The 16467-nt window shown below is 46.4% G+C and carries 14 protein-coding genes; 9 read left to right on the plus strand and 5 right to left on the minus strand.

Going from position 1 to position 16467, the window contains the following annotated elements; all coding sequences use genetic code 11:
* Positions 1–26: 26 nt before the first annotated feature.
* The 5 genes from A596_RS23370 to dnaA all read right to left on the minus strand — a co-directional run bounded on the left by A596_RS23370 (position 27) and on the right by dnaA (position 6904).
* Positions 27–191, minus strand: coding sequence for a hypothetical protein (locus A596_RS23370; protein ID WP_200882932.1), 165 nt, complete (start codon positions 189–191; stop codon positions 27–29).
* A gap of 352 nt (positions 192–543) precedes the next feature.
* Entirely contained in the window at positions 544–2964 is a 2421-nt protein-coding gene (gyrB, locus tag A596_RS14815; RefSeq protein ID WP_039916113.1) for a DNA topoisomerase (ATP-hydrolyzing) subunit B, read from the minus strand.
* Positions 2965–3040: 76 nt separating this feature from the next.
* Positions 3041–4138, minus strand: coding sequence for a DNA replication/repair protein RecF (recF, locus tag A596_RS14820; RefSeq protein ID WP_039916116.1), 1098 nt, complete (start codon positions 4136–4138; stop codon positions 3041–3043).
* Between the two features lie 26 nt (positions 4139–4164).
* Positions 4165–5268: a DNA polymerase III subunit beta gene (gene dnaN / locus A596_RS14825; protein ID WP_039916119.1), complete on the minus strand. Its 1104-nt coding sequence runs from the start codon at positions 5266–5268 to the stop codon at positions 4165–4167.
* A gap of 121 nt (positions 5269–5389) precedes the next feature.
* Complete coding sequence (gene dnaA / locus A596_RS14830; RefSeq protein WP_039916122.1) at positions 5390–6904, minus strand: chromosomal replication initiator protein DnaA; 1515 nt, start codon at positions 6902–6904, stop codon at positions 5390–5392.
* Between the two features lie 387 nt (positions 6905–7291).
* On the opposite strand from dnaA, the gene rpmH reads away from it, so the two are divergent.
* The 9 genes from rpmH (at position 7292) to A596_RS14870 (ending at position 16454) form a co-directional block, all read left to right on the plus strand.
* Complete coding sequence (gene rpmH / locus A596_RS14835) at positions 7292–7429, plus strand: 50S ribosomal protein L34 (protein ID WP_039916125.1); 138 nt, start codon at positions 7292–7294, stop codon at positions 7427–7429.
* 107 nt (positions 7430–7536) lie between these two features.
* On the plus strand, positions 7537–8037 hold the full coding sequence (rnpA, locus tag A596_RS14840; RefSeq protein WP_039916128.1) for a ribonuclease P protein component: 501 nt from the start codon (positions 7537–7539) through the stop codon (positions 8035–8037).
* On the plus strand, positions 8015–8317 hold the full coding sequence (yidD, locus tag A596_RS22705; protein ID WP_084128400.1) for a membrane protein insertion efficiency factor YidD: 303 nt from the start codon (positions 8015–8017) through the stop codon (positions 8315–8317). Before rnpA ends, yidD begins: the two co-directional genes overlap by 23 nt.
* Before the next feature lies 1 nt (position 8318).
* On the plus strand, positions 8319–9980 hold the full coding sequence (gene yidC / locus A596_RS14845; protein ID WP_039916130.1) for a membrane protein insertase YidC: 1662 nt from the start codon (positions 8319–8321) through the stop codon (positions 9978–9980).
* Positions 9981–9989: 9 nt separating this feature from the next.
* Positions 9990–11354, plus strand: coding sequence for a tRNA uridine-5-carboxymethylaminomethyl(34) synthesis GTPase MnmE (gene mnmE, locus A596_RS14850; RefSeq protein WP_039916131.1), 1365 nt, complete (start codon positions 9990–9992; stop codon positions 11352–11354).
* A gap of 115 nt (positions 11355–11469) precedes the next feature.
* Positions 11470–12243: a ParA family protein gene (locus A596_RS14855; protein WP_052417543.1), complete on the plus strand. Its 774-nt coding sequence runs from the start codon at positions 11470–11472 to the stop codon at positions 12241–12243.
* Positions 12244–12939: 696 nt separating this feature from the next.
* Positions 12940–14850 (plus strand): tRNA uridine-5-carboxymethylaminomethyl(34) synthesis enzyme MnmG, encoded by a 1911-nt coding sequence (gene mnmG, locus A596_RS14860; protein ID WP_039916132.1) that lies wholly within the window; start codon positions 12940–12942, stop codon positions 14848–14850.
* A gap of 143 nt (positions 14851–14993) precedes the next feature.
* On the plus strand, positions 14994–15614 hold the full coding sequence (rsmG, locus tag A596_RS14865) for a 16S rRNA (guanine(527)-N(7))-methyltransferase RsmG (RefSeq protein WP_052417557.1): 621 nt from the start codon (positions 14994–14996) through the stop codon (positions 15612–15614).
* Between the two features lie 36 nt (positions 15615–15650).
* Positions 15651–16454, plus strand: coding sequence for a ParA family protein (locus tag A596_RS14870; protein ID WP_039916133.1), 804 nt, complete (start codon positions 15651–15653; stop codon positions 16452–16454).
* Positions 16455–16467: the final 13 nt, after the last annotated feature.

The following is a 16467-nucleotide window of genomic DNA, read 5'->3' on the forward strand; positions in this document are numbered from 1 at the left end:
GCCCCTTTTATTAACGCTGGTTTCAATTATTTATGCGCTGATTTCGATCCACGACGATCATTTTTACGGCGCTCAACAGGAACATCCTGGGGAATACCTTGATGACGTTCGCGACGATCTGCTTTTTGACGCTCTTCCAACGCATCTTCGATTTGGGTTAACAACACTTTATTTACTTTTTTCTCGCTCATCGCTAAATCCATCTCACAGTTGATCACGACTAAAAACACACAACGGTTTGAGTATAGTCCAGCAAACAGCTGGTATTTGTGAATTTGGTGCCATTTCTAATTTCAATTTCTAATAAAAAAGTGGCATCTAGACTTTAATCAAGGTGTGGATCAAAAGCAATTCGCAGCGGCATTTTTAATTGCCCTAATAAATTTTTTAGCTATTGAATGATGGTTGGAGGAGTATGTTTGCGTGGAAAATTGCAGAATAAAGCTAAAAATGCGCATCATCCGTAAAAATATTTTTATATGATAATTTATCTATACCAAACCTCCGGCTCCATAAAACCGGATCCGGAGGTTTGGTAAATCGTTAAACGTCCAGGTTTGCTACAGCTAACGCATTTGTTTCGATAAAGTCACGTCGAGGTTCTACAGCATCACCCATTAAACAGGTGAAAATTTGATCAGCAGCGATAGCATCCTGAATTGTCACGCGCAGCATACGGCGTGTTTCGGGGTTCATCGTAGTTTCCCATAATTGTTCCGGGTTCATCTCACCCAAGCCTTTATAGCGCTGGATGTTGTAACCCTTACGCGACTCCTTCATTAACCATTCCAAACCATCTGCAAACTTAAGCAAGGGTTGTTTCCGTTCACCACGTTGAACATAAGCACCCTCTTCAATCAGGCTTTCCAATTTCTCACCTAAAGAAACAATGGAAGCGTATTCGCCTGAGGCAAAGAAATCGTGGTTAAACGGGTAAGGCGTTGCAATACCATGAGCTGTAATTTCTACCTGTGGCAGAAACAAATGGCGTTCGCTGTCTTCGCGTACAGTAATGATGTAGCGCTGGCTACCGGCGCGGGCATCAATGCTGAAATGCGCGGCCATCTGGTCACACCATTGCTGCATATGGCCCTGATCTGCCAAATGTTCGGTGCGAATCGCTGGCAAATAGATCATTTTTTCTAGCACATCGGCAGGGTATAGACGCGATAGACGCTCAATAGTGGCCATCACCTTACGGTATTCATGGACCAGTCTCTCCAGGGCTTCGCCGGCAATAGGTGGCGCGCTTGGATTTACATGGAGAGCGGCGTCTTCCAGCGCTGCCTGGGTCAGGAATTCGGTCATTGCCGATTCATCTTTCAAATACTGCTCTTGTTTACCCTTAGCAATCTTATATAGCGGTGGTTGGGCGATATAGATATGGCCACGCTCGATCAACTCACGCATTTGGCGGAAGAAGAAAGTTAATAACAGTGTGCGGATATGCGAACCGTCCACGTCGGCGTCCGTCATGATGATGATGCTGTGATAGCGCAGTTTTTCCGGGTTGTAATCTTCTTTACCGATGCCGCAGCCTAATGCAGTAATCAGTGTTCCCACTTCTGCAGATGAAAGCATTTTGTCGAAACGCGCTTTTTCTACGTTAAGGATTTTACCTTTGAGGGGCAGGATCGCCTGGGTTTTACGCGCGCGACCTTGCTTGGCTGAACCGCCTGCAGAATCACCCTCTACCAGGTAAAGTTCTGATAACGCCGGATCTTTCTCCTGGCAATCCGCCAGTTTTCCGGGAAGCCCGGCAATATCCAGTGCACCTTTGCGGCGGGTCATTTCACGCGCTTTACGCGCCGCTTCACGGGCACGGGCAGCATCAATCATCTTTCCCACAATCGCTTTGGCTTCTTGCGGGTTTTCCAGCAAATAGGCGCCGAAGTGTTCATTCATCTCCTGTTCGACTGCTGTTTTTACTTCAGACGATACGAGTTTATCTTTGGTTTGGCTGGAGAACTTGGGATCAGGTACTTTTACCGAAATAATCGCCGTCAAACCTTCACGCGCGTCATCGCCAGTGGTGGCAATTTTGGCATTTTTGGCGATACCTTCTTTCTCTATATAAGTATTCAAACCGCGAGTTAACGCTGCACGGAAGCCCGCAAGGTGAGTACCACCATCCCGTTGGGGAATGTTATTGGTATAACAGAACAGGTTTTCCTGGAAAGAATCATTCCATTGCAAGGCTACTTCTACGCCGATACCATCCTCACGCTTCAACGAAACGAAGTGAACCATTTTGTTAATGGTGGTTTTATTCTTGTTCAGGTGATCCACAAACGCTCGCAAACCACCTTCATATTGATAGATTTCCTCTTTTGCGGTGCGCTCATCTTTAAGCACAATACGCACACCAGAGTTCAAAAACGACAGCTCACGCAATCGCTTAGCCAATAAATCGAAGTGGAATTCGATATTGGTAAACGTTGCTGCAGAAGGCTTGAAGTGAATTTCGGTACCGGTAGTACTGGAATCTCCAACTACGGTAAGTGGCGCATCGGGAACGCCATGGCGATAAATTTGTTCATGAATCTTTCCAGCGCGGCGAATAGTGAGCTTGAGGTATTCGGAAAGCGCATTTACTACCGATACACCCACACCGTGCAAACCGCCTGACACTTTATAGGTGTTATCATCAAACTTACCGCCTGCATGGAGCACAGTCATGATAACTTCGGCGGCCGATACCCCTTCTTCGTGCATATCAGTAGGAATACCACGGCCATTGTCAGATACAGAGATAGTCTCGTCAGGATGGATTGTTACGCGTACTTCATCACAATGCCCAGCCAGAGCTTCATCAATAGAGTTATCTACGACTTCAAACACCATATGGTGCAAGCCTGAGCCATCGTCGGTGTCGCCGATATACATCCCTGGGCGCTTACGCACCGCATCCAGCCCTTTAAGGACTTTAATACTGGACGAGTCGTAAGTATTCTCTTCTGACATAGCTTTTCTCCGCTTTATTGTCTACAGCGATTAGTCACGTTAACCAATTGCTGAATTCTTTAGTTAGGTAGGAGGCTTACTGCACCTCAACTACCCTACCTTGTTCCACGTGAAACAATTTTAGAGGTGTTTCTGGCTTATCCATCCAGCTTGAAACCAATACATCTTTTTCAACACCAGTAATAAATACCTGGGTTTCCATAGTTGCTAACCATTTGACCAACAACGCCCTGTGCTTCTCATCCAATTCAGCCGGAAGATCATCAACAAGATAAATGGACTTGCGACCAGTAATCCGAGTGAATACATATCCCTGGGCTATCTTTAAAGCGCACACAAGTAGCTTTTGCTGCCCGCGTGACAGGATTTCAGCGGCATCCTGGCCATCTATTGTGATTTTTAGATCTGCCCGATGACTACCAGATTGGGTATAACCAATCCTATGATCCCGTTCAAAACCAGCTAGTAATACATCTGCATAGGATTTTTCTTTGTCCCAGCCCCGGTAATAACTGAGCTTTATGCCATCTATTTTAATGAACTCTTTACATAGTTCGTTAAAGACTTCAAAAAACTGCTGGAAAGATGCTTTCCTAAAATCATGAATCTTCTCTGTTAAACTCACTAGCTCCTGATCCCAGGAAGCTAGTTCAAAAGGATCTATTCTATCATGGCGCAATAAGCTATTGCGGTGTTTAAGGCAGCGTTGGATCGCCTTCCATGTAGGGAAGAAAGCATGTTCCACGTGAAACACCAACCAATCAATAAATTGCCGCCTGACTTTCGGGCTACCTTCCAATAATAAAAATGTTTCCGAATTAATTACTTGTACCGGTAGATATCCCGCCAAATCGGCGGCTGAAGGAACAAAATTCCCGTTTGCTTTAAAGCTCGCTTCACCATCCAAAGTCCTGCTGATTCCTATGGGAACATCTGATCCATCATCATTTTTGACTTTGCCAAACACAGTAAAAGATGACTGATGGTGCTGAATTAGCGGCTTATGTTTATGGCTGCGAAAGGATCTTCCTAAAGCCAGTAAATTTATCGCTTCCAAAACACTGGTCTTGCCAGAGCCATTTTCACCAAAAATCAAATTTACCTGCGCAGAAGGAGCGATATCCACTCCCCCGATATTGCGCAGGTTTTGAATTAATAATCGATTTAAGGTCATAAGACCGGGACAAATACCAACGCTACTTAAAGACGCATTGGCATAACAACATAGAGGGAATCACTGTTTTCAGGTTCTTCCAACAAAGCACTGGAGTTAGCATCAGACAAGGTAATCTTGATGTTTTCATTACTAATTACATTAGCAACGTCCTGGAGGTAGCTAACATTGAAACCAACTTCCAATGAATCTCCGGAATAATCCACGGTTACCTGTTCTTCAGCCTCTTCCTGCTCGGGGTTATTAGCCACAATAGTGAGAGTGCCATCAGACAATAAAAGACGCACACCACGATACTTTTCATTGGAGAGAATTGCCGTACGCGCGAACGCCTGTTTTAATTCCAAACGGGAACCAATAATTACCTTATTACCACCACGCGGTAATACGCGCTCATATTCCGGGAATTTTCCATCCACCAACTTGGAGGTAAACGTGTAATCAATAGAAGTGACACGAATATGGTTTGAGCTCAGGACTACTTCAACCTGTGCAGTTGAGTCGTCTAATAAACGCGATAATTCCAGTACACCCTTGCGCGGCAAAATCGCCTGGATAACATCGCTGGAGTTTACCGCGACAGCACGCGTACACATCGCCATACGATGACCATCAGTTGCCACTACGCGCAATTGATCCTGGCGAACCTCCCACAACATCCCGTTAAGATAGTAACGGACATCTTGTTGGGCCATAGCAAAAGCTGTGCGTTCAATTAGACGTTTTACTTCCTGTTGGGCGCAACTGAAGCGCAAATTACCCGGGGTATCTTCCACATTGGGAAAATCCGACGCTGGAAGCGTTGATAAGGTAAAACGGCTGCGGCCGGATTTAACCAAAATCCGGTTTTCTTCCAAAGTGAACTCGATATTGCTGCTATCAGGCAGGGATCTGCAAATATCTACCAGCTTACGTGCCGGAACTGTAATTTCTCCTGATTGCCCCGGTTGCTCCAGAGTCAAGCGACCGACAATCTCCACTTCCAGATCAGTACCCGTCAGCGATAGCTGATCACCCTGTAGCTGAATCAATACATTCGACAGCACCGGTAAAGTCTGGCGACGCTCCACCACACCGGCAACCAGTTGTAAGGGTTTGATCAAGGCTTCGCGGGAAACGGCAAATTTCATGGGATGGTCTCTTAGGTAATCTTCCGGGACTTATTGGATTGTTTTCTTCAGGCAACTCTTTTCAGGATAATTTTTATTTGTGCAATTTATTACCACACAAAATGTAAACAGCGTTTATAAATCAAGTTGTTAGTGAACGCAGCAAATTTTTCATATCTTCGCGGATATCAGCAGTTTCTTCCTGCAATTCTTTAATTTTTCGGCAGGCATGAAGCACGGTCGTATGATCGCGACCGCCAAATGCTTCGCCAATTTCCGGCAAGCTATGGTTTGTCAACTCTTTAGCCAGGGCCATTGCAACTTGCCGCGGTCGCGCCACAGAACGGCTTCGACGTTTGGAAATCATATCGTTCATTTTAATTTTGTAGTACTCGCAGACTACACGCTGGATATTGTCTATCCCTACTTGCTTATCCTGCAACGCCAGCAAGTCCTTTAACGCTTCACGCACCAACTCAACATCAATAGGCCGCCCGGTAAAATTAGCACTGGCGATCACACGCTTTAATGCACCTTCAAGATCACGCACATTGGCGCGAATACGCTGGGCGATAAAAAATGCTGCATCGTGGGGCAGGTCAATATTCACCTGCTCCGCTTTCTTCATAAGGATTGCAACACGGGTTTCCAGTTCCGGCGGTTCTACCGCTACAGTCAGCCCCCATCCAAAACGGGATTTCAAACGTTCTTCTAACCCATTAATTTCTTTAGGAAAACGATCACAAGTCAAAATAATTTGACGCCCGCCCTCCAACAGGGAATTAAAAGTATGGAAAAACTCTTCCTGGGAACGCTCTTTACCGGCAAAGAATTGAATATCATCAATTAACAATGCGTCCATTGAACGGTAATAACGTTTGAAGTCATTGATAGCATTCAGCTGTAATGCTTTAACCATATCAGCAACGAATCGCTCTGAATGCAAATAGACAACTTTCGCATTGGGATTGCGCGCGACCATCGCATTACCGACCGCTTGCATTAAGTGAGTTTTACCTAAACCCACACCGCCATAAATAAAGAGCGGGTTGTAGGCACCACCGGGATTCTCGGCAACCTGACGCGCCGCAGCCAGGCCTAACTGATTGGATTTACCTTCTACAAAGGTAGCGAAGGTTGAGGAAGTGTTTAAATAGTTACTGTGTTTAAGGCCACCCTCTACATCCAGTTCAGGCGTAGATCGAGCCCCCTGGTCTACCAGCAACTCTTCGGCATTATTAAGTAATTTACCTTCATAATCGACGGAGTTGTCAGCAATCTCAATCAATTTAGGTATTGGTAAATCAATTTTGGTAACCCGTGCAACCGGCGCACTTATCACCGGGATTTCTTGCGTCACGTTCACGGGCTCTGCAATAACAGGGCGGCTCTGGAAACCAGGCGCTGTACGCACCACAACACCTACAGCAACATTAAGATTTTTGTCCTGATGATAATGAAGCGCCAATTCGCGGATGCGGTTTAAAAATTTGTCATTCACCCAATCGCAAATAAAACGGTTGGGGGCCAATAACTTCAGCTCCAGTGGTGCTGCCGATTCATCGATCTGCAATGGCCGAATCCAGGTGTTGAACTGCTGGGAAGGCAATTCATCCTGCAAGCTGGCGGCACATAATTTCCAAATCGATTGCAACAAAACCAAAGCTCCCGCAACGCAACGGCGTTTATTAGTTAACAAGGGGGGAGCAAGTCTACTCTCGCACTAAAAAGTTATCCACAGTAAACACCAAAAATAAATTTAATGGATTAAAACTTAGCCATTAGAATTCAATGTGTTACGACATACCGCCCATACACAATACCAAGCGTTCCCAAATGATTTAAATGTCAAACCTGTGGATAACCCTGTTAATAAATTATGAATTAACTGGGGGCAAGCCGACATAACTTGTGATTAATGAGTTTTTCTTATTTTTGTAGATAATTTGCTCAAAATAATTTGCTTTAGTAGAAGCCCTTCATTAGAATTCCGCCTCTTTTCGCACACCGTGTGAATTAACTCAGGATTTTTAACAGGTTTATCATGAAAAGAACATTCCAACCCAGCAATCTGAAGCGCGTTCGCAACCACGGTTTCCGTGCTCGTATGGCTACCAAAAATGGTCGTTTGGTTTTGGCTCGTCGCCGTGCCAAAGGCCGTAAAGCGCTGACTCAAGTTTAATTAGTCTGCCGCTTCTTGGTTCACTAGCAGTTTGTTGACATTCGTTATTGGCCGGGTGAATAAAAGTAGTCGATGACGGTCCACCCAAGACTATTTTTTGTGCGCTTATGTCAGCCAAAATAGAATCTCAACAGCCTGCTAGTTCGAATCAACCTTCTGATTCCTATCCAGCTTTATCCCTTTCTTTTTCCAAATCCTTGCGCTTATTGGAATCCGGTGATTTCCAGCGGGTTTTTGACGATGCTCCATTTCGCGCATCCCATCAGCATTTCCTGATTCTCGCCCGTACCAATGAACTTGACCATCCGCGCCTTGGTTTGGTCATTGCCAAAAAACATTTGCGCCTGGCAGTGGAACGCAATCGTTTCAAACGATTAATTCGCGAAAGCTTCCGCACTCATCAACATACTTTCTCAGGTATTGATGTAATTGTCCTATCACGCAAAGGCTTGGAAAATCTGGATAACGGCACATTTACCCAGCAACTTAATCAACAATGGCAGCGAATTTTAAAAAAAGCGCGCCAGCATGGGTTAAGATCGCAACCCCAAGTAGCAGCCCAAACACACCACTCGGTAAATGGTAATGCTCAAACACCTGATCATTAGTATTCACCAGTGCCTGGTTTGGATAGCCATCAAGTTTATTCATGGTTATCGCTACCTGCTCAGCCCCTGGATTGGTAATCAATGCCGGTTTTACCCGACGTGCTCCCACTATTCAGAAGAATCGCTGCAGCGCTACGGATTTTTTATCGGGTCTTATCTAACCCTGCGTCGCCTTATAAAATGCCATCCCTGGCATGAAGGCGGGTTGGATCCAGTCCCGGAATTAAAAAAAACCTGTTGTTCACACTTTCATTCACACCCTACAGATGGCAGTCATTAAGATGGATTGGCAAAAAAACCTGTTAATTGCAGCGATTCTCGCGACTTTATTACTGTTAGTTATTCGCTGGCATGAATACCAGGAGCAACTTCCCACCCAACCGGCCGTCGCTGCACAAACTGCAAACACCGGTAACACCAGCAGTGATGCCCCCGTTTCCACTGCAAACGGTGAAATACCGGCAGCAGCTCACAGTGTTCCGGAAACTACAGCGGCGCCAGTTGTTACTCCACAACTAATCACGGTGAAAACCGACAGCCTTGATGTAGTCATCAATGCTCAAGGTGGCGATATCGTAAAAGTCGCATTGCCGCGTCATTACGCCAAACTGGATACCCCTGACCAGCCATTTTTATTACTGGATAACCATGACAGTCACGTTTATGTCGCCCAAAGTGGACTGGTTGGTGCCAATGGCACAGATACCGCACAGGGTCGCCCGGTATTTGCCAGTGAAAAGCAAGAATATCAATTGGCTGATGGCCAGGATCAATTGCAAGTGGATCTCGTCCTACAGCAAGGCGATGTGAAAATCACCAAGCGTTTCATTTTCAAACGTGGTGAATATCTGGTTAAGGTTGAATACCTGATTGATAACCAAAGTAGTTCAACCTGGTCAGCGCAACTTTATGGCCAAATCAAACGCGATAGCCAAAACTTTGTAAAAGTCAGCGCGTTGGAAATGAACCCGTTCCTGGGTGCTGCGATTACTACAAATGAAGAAAACTACAAAAAATTCACGTTCGCGAATATTGCCGAATCTGAATTCAAAACCAGCCGTCAAGGTGGTTGGGTGGCAATGGTGCAGCATTACTTTATTAGCGCCTGGATTCCCGACGCGAATAGCGACAACACTTACACCTTACGCAAATTAGGTAGTAATGACCTCTATTTACTGGGATTCACTGGCAAAGTGAACGAAGTGGCTGCTGGAACCCAAGGTACTTTTGGTGCCAGTTTTTACGCCGGCCCCAAAGACACCGAACGTTTGGAAGAGATTTCCCCGCATCTGGATCTAACCGTGGATTACGGCTGGCTGTGGTGGTTATCCAAACCGTTATTTGCATTTATGAAGTTCATTCATGAGTACGTCGGTAACTGGGGTTTGGCGATTATCAGCTTGATCATCCTCATCAAGGCCTTGTTCTTCAAACTGTCGGCCACCAGCTATAAATCTATGGCGAAAATGCGCAAGTTAGCGCCCAAAATGGCTGAAATGAAAGAGCGCTATGGCGATGACCGCCAAAAGTTCTCGCAAGAGATGATGAAGCTTTATAAAACAGAGCAGGTAAATCCCTTTGGTGGTTGTTTACCTTTATTAATCCAGATGCCGGTATTCCTTGCCTTCTATTATGTATTGATGGAATCAGTAGAATTGCGCCACGCACCTTTCTTTGGCTGGATAACCGACCTTTCGGTTAAAGATCCCTATTTTGTATTGCCAATTATTTACGGCGTAACCATGTGGTTTATGCAGAAGTTAAACCCGCAACCGACCGATCCTATGCAAGCGCGTATCATGCAAATGTTGCCGATTGTATTCACCATCATGTTCTTGTGGTTCCCCGCCGGTATGGTGTTGTACTGGGTAACCAACAACCTGCTGTCGATCGCCCAACAATATGTGATTACCAAACAAATCGACAACGCAGATACCAAATAAGTTATTGCCATGATTATTACTGACACCATCGCCGCCATAGCCACCGCCACTGGCCGCGGTGGTGTCGGTATAGTGCGCGTCTCCGGCCCCAAGGCCAAACAGGTTGCCGAAAGCCTTCTTTCTATTAATCTGCAACCGCGCCATGCCTATTACTGTGATTTTTCAACCGCCAATGGTGAAGTTCTAGATCAGGGTATCGCGCTATTTTTTCCTGGCCCCAATTCTTTTACCGGTGAAGATGTCCTTGAGTTACAAGGCCATGGCGGCCCGGTTATCCTGGATTTATTGTTGCGCGAAATTACCCGCTTGGGGGTTCGCCTGGCACGTCCGGGTGAATTTTCCGAACGGGCGTTCCTGAATGACAAACTGGATCTCGCCCAAGCCGAAGCTATTGCGGATTTAATCGATGCCACTACCGAACAAGCTGCGCGCAATGCCCTGCATTCATTGCAAGGTGCCTTTTCCAAACGCATCCACGAATTGGTAGAAGCACTGATCCATTTGCGTATTTACGTAGAAGCTTCAATCGATTTTCCGGAAGAAGAAATTGATTTCCTGAGCGATGGAAAAGTCGCCGGTGATTTGAATGAAATCATCCAAAAACTGGAAAAAGTATTTAAAGAAGCAAGGCAAGGTGCATTGGTCCGCGACGGAATGCGCGTTGTTATCGCCGGCCGGCCCAACGCCGGGAAATCCAGTTTGTTAAATGCCCTGAGTGGCCGTGAATCGGCGATTGTCACCAGTATCGAAGGTACAACACGCGATGTGTTGCGTGAACATATCCACATCGATGGTATGCCTCTGCACATTATTGATACTGCTGGCTTGCGTGAAAGCCCGGATGAGGTTGAGCAAATTGGCATCCAGCGCGCCTGGCAGGAAATCCAGCAAGCTGACCGGGTTTTACTATTGATTGATAGTCGCCAGACAACCTTTAATGATCCCCATGACATATGGCCGGAATTTGTCGATCAACTGCAAGATCCCACCAAAGTGACCCTGGTGCGCAACAAAATAGACCTCAGCGGTGAGCAGGCAGGCTTGTCGCAATCACATGCCGGCACCACTTATATTGGTATCAGCGCTGCGACTGGCGAAGGTGTTGATGAACTCAAACAACACCTAAAAAGTATTATGGGTTTTAGCGACAATAGCGAAAGTGGTTTCACTGCCCGCCGTCGCCATCTGGATGCACTGGAACGCGCCCAATCCTTCCTTTATTCCGGTAAAGCACAACTCCAGGGTTATGCGGCCGGTGAACTCCTCGCTGAAGATTTGCGCCAGGCACAAAATGCATTGGGAGAAATTACTGGTGAATTTACGCCTGACGATCTTCTGGGAAGAATCTTCAGTAGCTTTTGTATCGGCAAATAGTTATTTATATCCGTCGCTTTAATCAACCTGGATATCTCTGTGTGAACGCCTTCCAAAATTAACTGCATGGCTGCGTCTATACTGCTTATAAATTAAGCAATGCGGATGCAGCTTTGTGACCACCTCTCCTTCACAGCAAAAAGCCGAACCCATGGTGGCGATACAACTGTTATCGGCCTGCCGGATTTTGGTGATTAACGGCAAAGGTGGATCGGGCAAAACAACTGTAAGCACCAATCTCGCTACCTGGCTGGCAAAACGCGGGGAAACCACCGTATTGGTAGATACAGATCCGCAAGCATCCGCCAGCCATTGGCTAAAATCCCGGCCAGAAAACCTTCCCAAAATATTCGGCGTAAAAATCGAACCCAACAGCCGTATCACCCGCAGCTTCCAATGGCGCGCGCCAAAATCCACTCGCTGGCTTATCACCGATAGTGCGCCGGGGCTTGCCGATAATGCCCTGAATGATATGGTGCAAAACCATGATTTGATCATTGTTCCGGTTTTGCCTTCCGATATCGATATTCGCGCCAGCGCCCGCTTTATTGGCGAGCTGCTCTTAACCCAAACCATGCGCCAGAAACGCCGCCCGATTGCTGTCGTCGCTAATCGCGTGAAACAGCACACCAATGCGTGGGAGCGACTGCAAAAATTTCTACTTAGCCTCAATATTCCTTACCCTGCCACCTTGCGGGATACCCAGTTTTACGTGAAAGCGTATAGCGAAGGGCGCGGAATTGCTGATTACCACCAACAAAGCCATGAGCGAGACCGCAATGATTGGGATTTGATTCTTCGCTGGCTGGACGCACAAATGGAAAAATCACTCTGGCCGGATATTGAAAACTCAAGTACCGGGGTGCTGGAATCTTCAAACGCGTCTTGAAAGACTTGGAAAACCAAATTCCAGCAAAATGCCTTTGGATTCTTCCTAAAAGCTATAACCTTCCCCCATCAGTAACCTTAATACCGGCTTATCTCCAACTTTTTCCACACAGTTACACAGGTTATCCACAGTTAAATCGAGTTTTCCACCATAAATATCTGTTTTAACAAGAATTTTTATTGTTTGATATTCCTTGTGTGTACAAATCTGTGGATTTGAATAACAAAAACTGGGAAGGATTTTGGGGATAAGTCAGCATTTCTGGTTTTTCTGTATAACTTACGGTTTTACAACCAGCTTTCCAGCAGCTTTAACCCAGTTTACTTAGGTCTTTTCCCATTACTTATAAATTCAATAAATCTTTAAAAATCAAAAATTTAAATTACTTATCCACAAAATTTTGGTTATCTATATATAACAACATCATTAAAAACCCTAAATAACAAAAATATATATTTCATTATTTAAAAATTTCTCCTTTGTTGTAACGCGAACACTTTTTTTGGATAACTTTCACAGCAGTTACGCTGTAACTCGTTAACTGGTACTCCCGCACAGCATTAACTTGCCAAAAAACGATTGATTAATCCCTGTACAAGTTTTGTGCAAAACCAAGACTCGCTCTATAATGTCGCCCCTTTTGACCGACAGGTCATTTTTCGGCTAAGTACGCAGCCAGGCTGCAAGGTGTAAGCGATGATTTTCCCGGATCGTTTTGATGTGATCGTAATTGGTGGTGGCCATGCCGGAACCGAGGCGTGTCTAGCCGCAGCGCGTATGGGCTGCAAAACGTTACTGTTATCCCATAACATCGAAACGCTTGGGCAAATGTCGTGTAATCCGGCGATTGGTGGTATTGGCAAAAGCCATCTGGTGAAAGAGATCGATGCACTTGGCGGCGCTATGGCGCTGGCAACTGATAAAGGTGGAATCCAGTTCCGCGTACTGAATGCCCGTAAAGGCCCGGCGGTGCGCGCGACCCGTGCCCAGGCTGACCGCATCCTCTACAAAGCGGCGATCCGCGAAACCCTGGAAAACCAGGAAAACCTCTGGATCTTCCAGCAAGCCGCCGATGACCTGATTGTAGAAAATGACCAGGTGCGCGGCGTGATTACCCAAATGGGCCTGAAATTTATGGCCAACCAGGTGGTGCTTACTGCCGGTACTTTTTTGGGTGGGTTAATCCATATTGGTTTGCAAAATTATTCCGGTGGTCGCGCCGGTGATCCGCCATCCATTGCGCTTTCAAAACGCTTGCGTGAATTGCCGCTGCGCGTTGATCGTTTGAAAACCGGAACGCCGCCGCGTATCGATGCACGCACGGTTAATTTTGATGTGCTGGAAAAACAATGGGGCGATGAACCGCGCCCGGTCATGTCGGTGCGCGGCAATCGCGCCATGCAGCCGCGCCAGATTTGTTGTTACATCACCCACACCAATGAAAAAACCCACGATGTGATTCGCCGCAACCTTGACCGTTCGCCGATGTACTCCGGCGTGATCGAAGGTATTGGCCCGCGTTACTGCCCATCGATCGAGGATAAAATTCACCGCTTCGCGGATAAAGACTCGCACCAGATTTTTATCGAGCCCGAAGGTCTGACTACGCACGAACTCTACCCTAACGGCATTTCCACCAGCTTGCCGTTTGATGTACAGCTGGAAATCGTGCGTTCAATGAAAGGTTTTGAAAACGCGCATATCCTTCGCCCCGGTTACGCGATTGAATACGATTTTTTCAATCCGCAGGATTTGCAACACAGCCTGGAAACCAAAGTGATCGGCGGATTATTTTTTGCCGGCCAGATCAACGGTACCACCGGTTACGAAGAAGCGGGCGCGCAAGGTATGCTTGCGGGAATTAACGCGGCGCTGCGCGCGCAGGAAAAAGGCGCCTGGTGCCCGACGCGCGATCAAGCTTACATTGGTGTGTTGGTTGATGATTTGATTACGCTTGGCACTAAAGAACCTTACCGTATGTTCACCAGCCGCGCGGAATATCGATTATTGTTGCGCGAAGACAATGCCGATTTGCGTTTGACTGAAAAAGGTCGCGAGCTTGGTTTGATCGATGACGAGCAATGGCAATTATTTTGCGACAAGCGCGAGCAAATCGAACTTGAGCAACAGCGTTTGTGTTCTACCTGGATACAAGCGGGTTCTGCCGAAGCGGAAATTATCGAACAAAAAATCCAGACCAAACTTGCGCGCGAATACAGTTTGATGGATTTGTTGAAACGCCCGGAATTAACCTACGCTGATATCGCCCATTTGAAAGGTGAAGCCATCGCCAATGAAGCGGCGGCGGAGCAAGTGGAAATCGAAGCAAAATATTCCGGCTATATTGAACGCCAGCAGGAAGATGTAAATCGTTTGCGCGCTTATGAAAATACCATCATTCCGGATGATTTTGATTATTCGCAGGTGGAAGGCTTGTCGAATGAAGTGAAACAAAAATTAATTGCTGCGCGTCCGCAAACTTTAGCGCGCGCATCACGTATTTCAGGTATCACGCCGGCGGCAATTTCACTGGTGCTGGTGTATTTGAAAAAACGCGGTGTGCTTCAGCGTTTAAAAGAAGATGCACCGGAACAACAAGCCAGCTAATTCGTTTTGGTTGATAAGCTTAAAATTTTTTTCCGCTGCGCGGATACTTTTTTTCCGTTGCACGGATACTGTGAGTGCCAAGAGTGATTGACGTAGATTTACAAGAGCGTTTGCAACAACAGTTGATACGCGGCGCGGCTGAAATGTCCGTGGCGCTCACGGGCGAGCAAACTGAAAAATTATTGGCGTATATCCGCGAATTTGAAAAGTGGAACAAAGCTTATAATCTTTCCGCTGTGCGCGATATCCAACAAATGGTTGCGCGTCATTTGCTGGACAGTTTGAGTGTAGTGCCGTGGTTTGCATCCCGGAAAACAGGCACGCAAAAAAATTTTCCGCTAACGCGGATAATCGACGTTGGCACTGGCGGCGGCTTGCCGGGAATTCCACTGGCAATTATGTTTCCGGAAAAACAATTTACCCTGCTCGATAGCAACGGTAAAAAAACCCGGTTTTTGTTTCACGTAAAAACCCTGTTGGGATTAACCAACGTAACGGTGGAAAATCGCCGGGTGGAAGAATTTGCGCCGACGGAAAAATTCCAGGCCGTTATCAGCCGCGCTTTCGCCAGTTTGCAGGATATGACGGAAGGCTGTGCAAACCTTATTGAACCAGACGGGATTTTTCTCGCCATGAAAGGCCTGTTCCCGGACGATGAATTAGCACCGATCAGCGATAAAATTGAATTGCTCGAAACCATTAAATTAGTTGTCGCAGAAACCGATGGTGAACGCCATTTGTTAATCTTGCGGGCCAAACAATAAAATTTTTCAACCACGCGGTGGTTATAGGATTGTCACTTGACCAAGATCTATGCGATTGCAAATCAGAAAGGCGGTGTGGGCAAAACAACAACCTGCGTAAATCTGGCCGCGTCTCTGGTCGCGACCAAAAAACGCGTGCTGCTGGTTGATCTTGATCCGCAAGGCAATGCCACTATGGGCAGTGGCGTTAACAAAAATGAAGTCGAAGAAAGTATTTACGACGTGCTGACTGAACGCGCTGCGATTAAAGATTGCATTCAGGTTTCGGAAAGTGGCAAATACCATGTACTTCCCGCCAATGGTGATCTCACCGCAGCAGAAGTGGAAATGCTTGCGCTCGATAACAAGGAACGCCGTTTGCAAAATGCACTGAATCAAGTACGCGATAATTATGATTACATCCTGATTGATTGCCCTCCTTCCCTGAACATGCTTACCCTGAACGCATTGACCGCATGTGATGGTGTGATTATCGCCATGCAATGCGAGTACTACGCACTGGAAGGTTTATCGGCATTGGTTGGTACCATCAATCAAATCCAGAAAGTATTGAATCCGAATTTAAAAATCGAAGGCCTATTGCGCACCATGTACGATCCGCGCAACAGTTTGACCAATGATGTATCGGCCCAACTGCAACAACATTTCGGCGACCGTTTGTACCGCACCTGCATTCCGCGTAACGTTCGTCTCGCCGAAGCACCGAGTTTCGGTATGCCGGTATTGGCGTTTGATCGCCAATCCAAAGGTGCTATTGCCTATCTTGCATTGGCCGGCGAAATTTTACGGCGCAATGAACCGAGTAATAAATCCGCTGCAGAAACTGCAGTTGCCAATTAAGTTTTCGTTTTTT

This window comes from Cellvibrio mixtus subsp. mixtus J3-8 (assembly GCF_000766945.1).
GTDB classification, from domain to species: domain Bacteria; phylum Pseudomonadota; class Gammaproteobacteria; order Pseudomonadales; family Cellvibrionaceae; genus Cellvibrio; species Cellvibrio mixtus_A.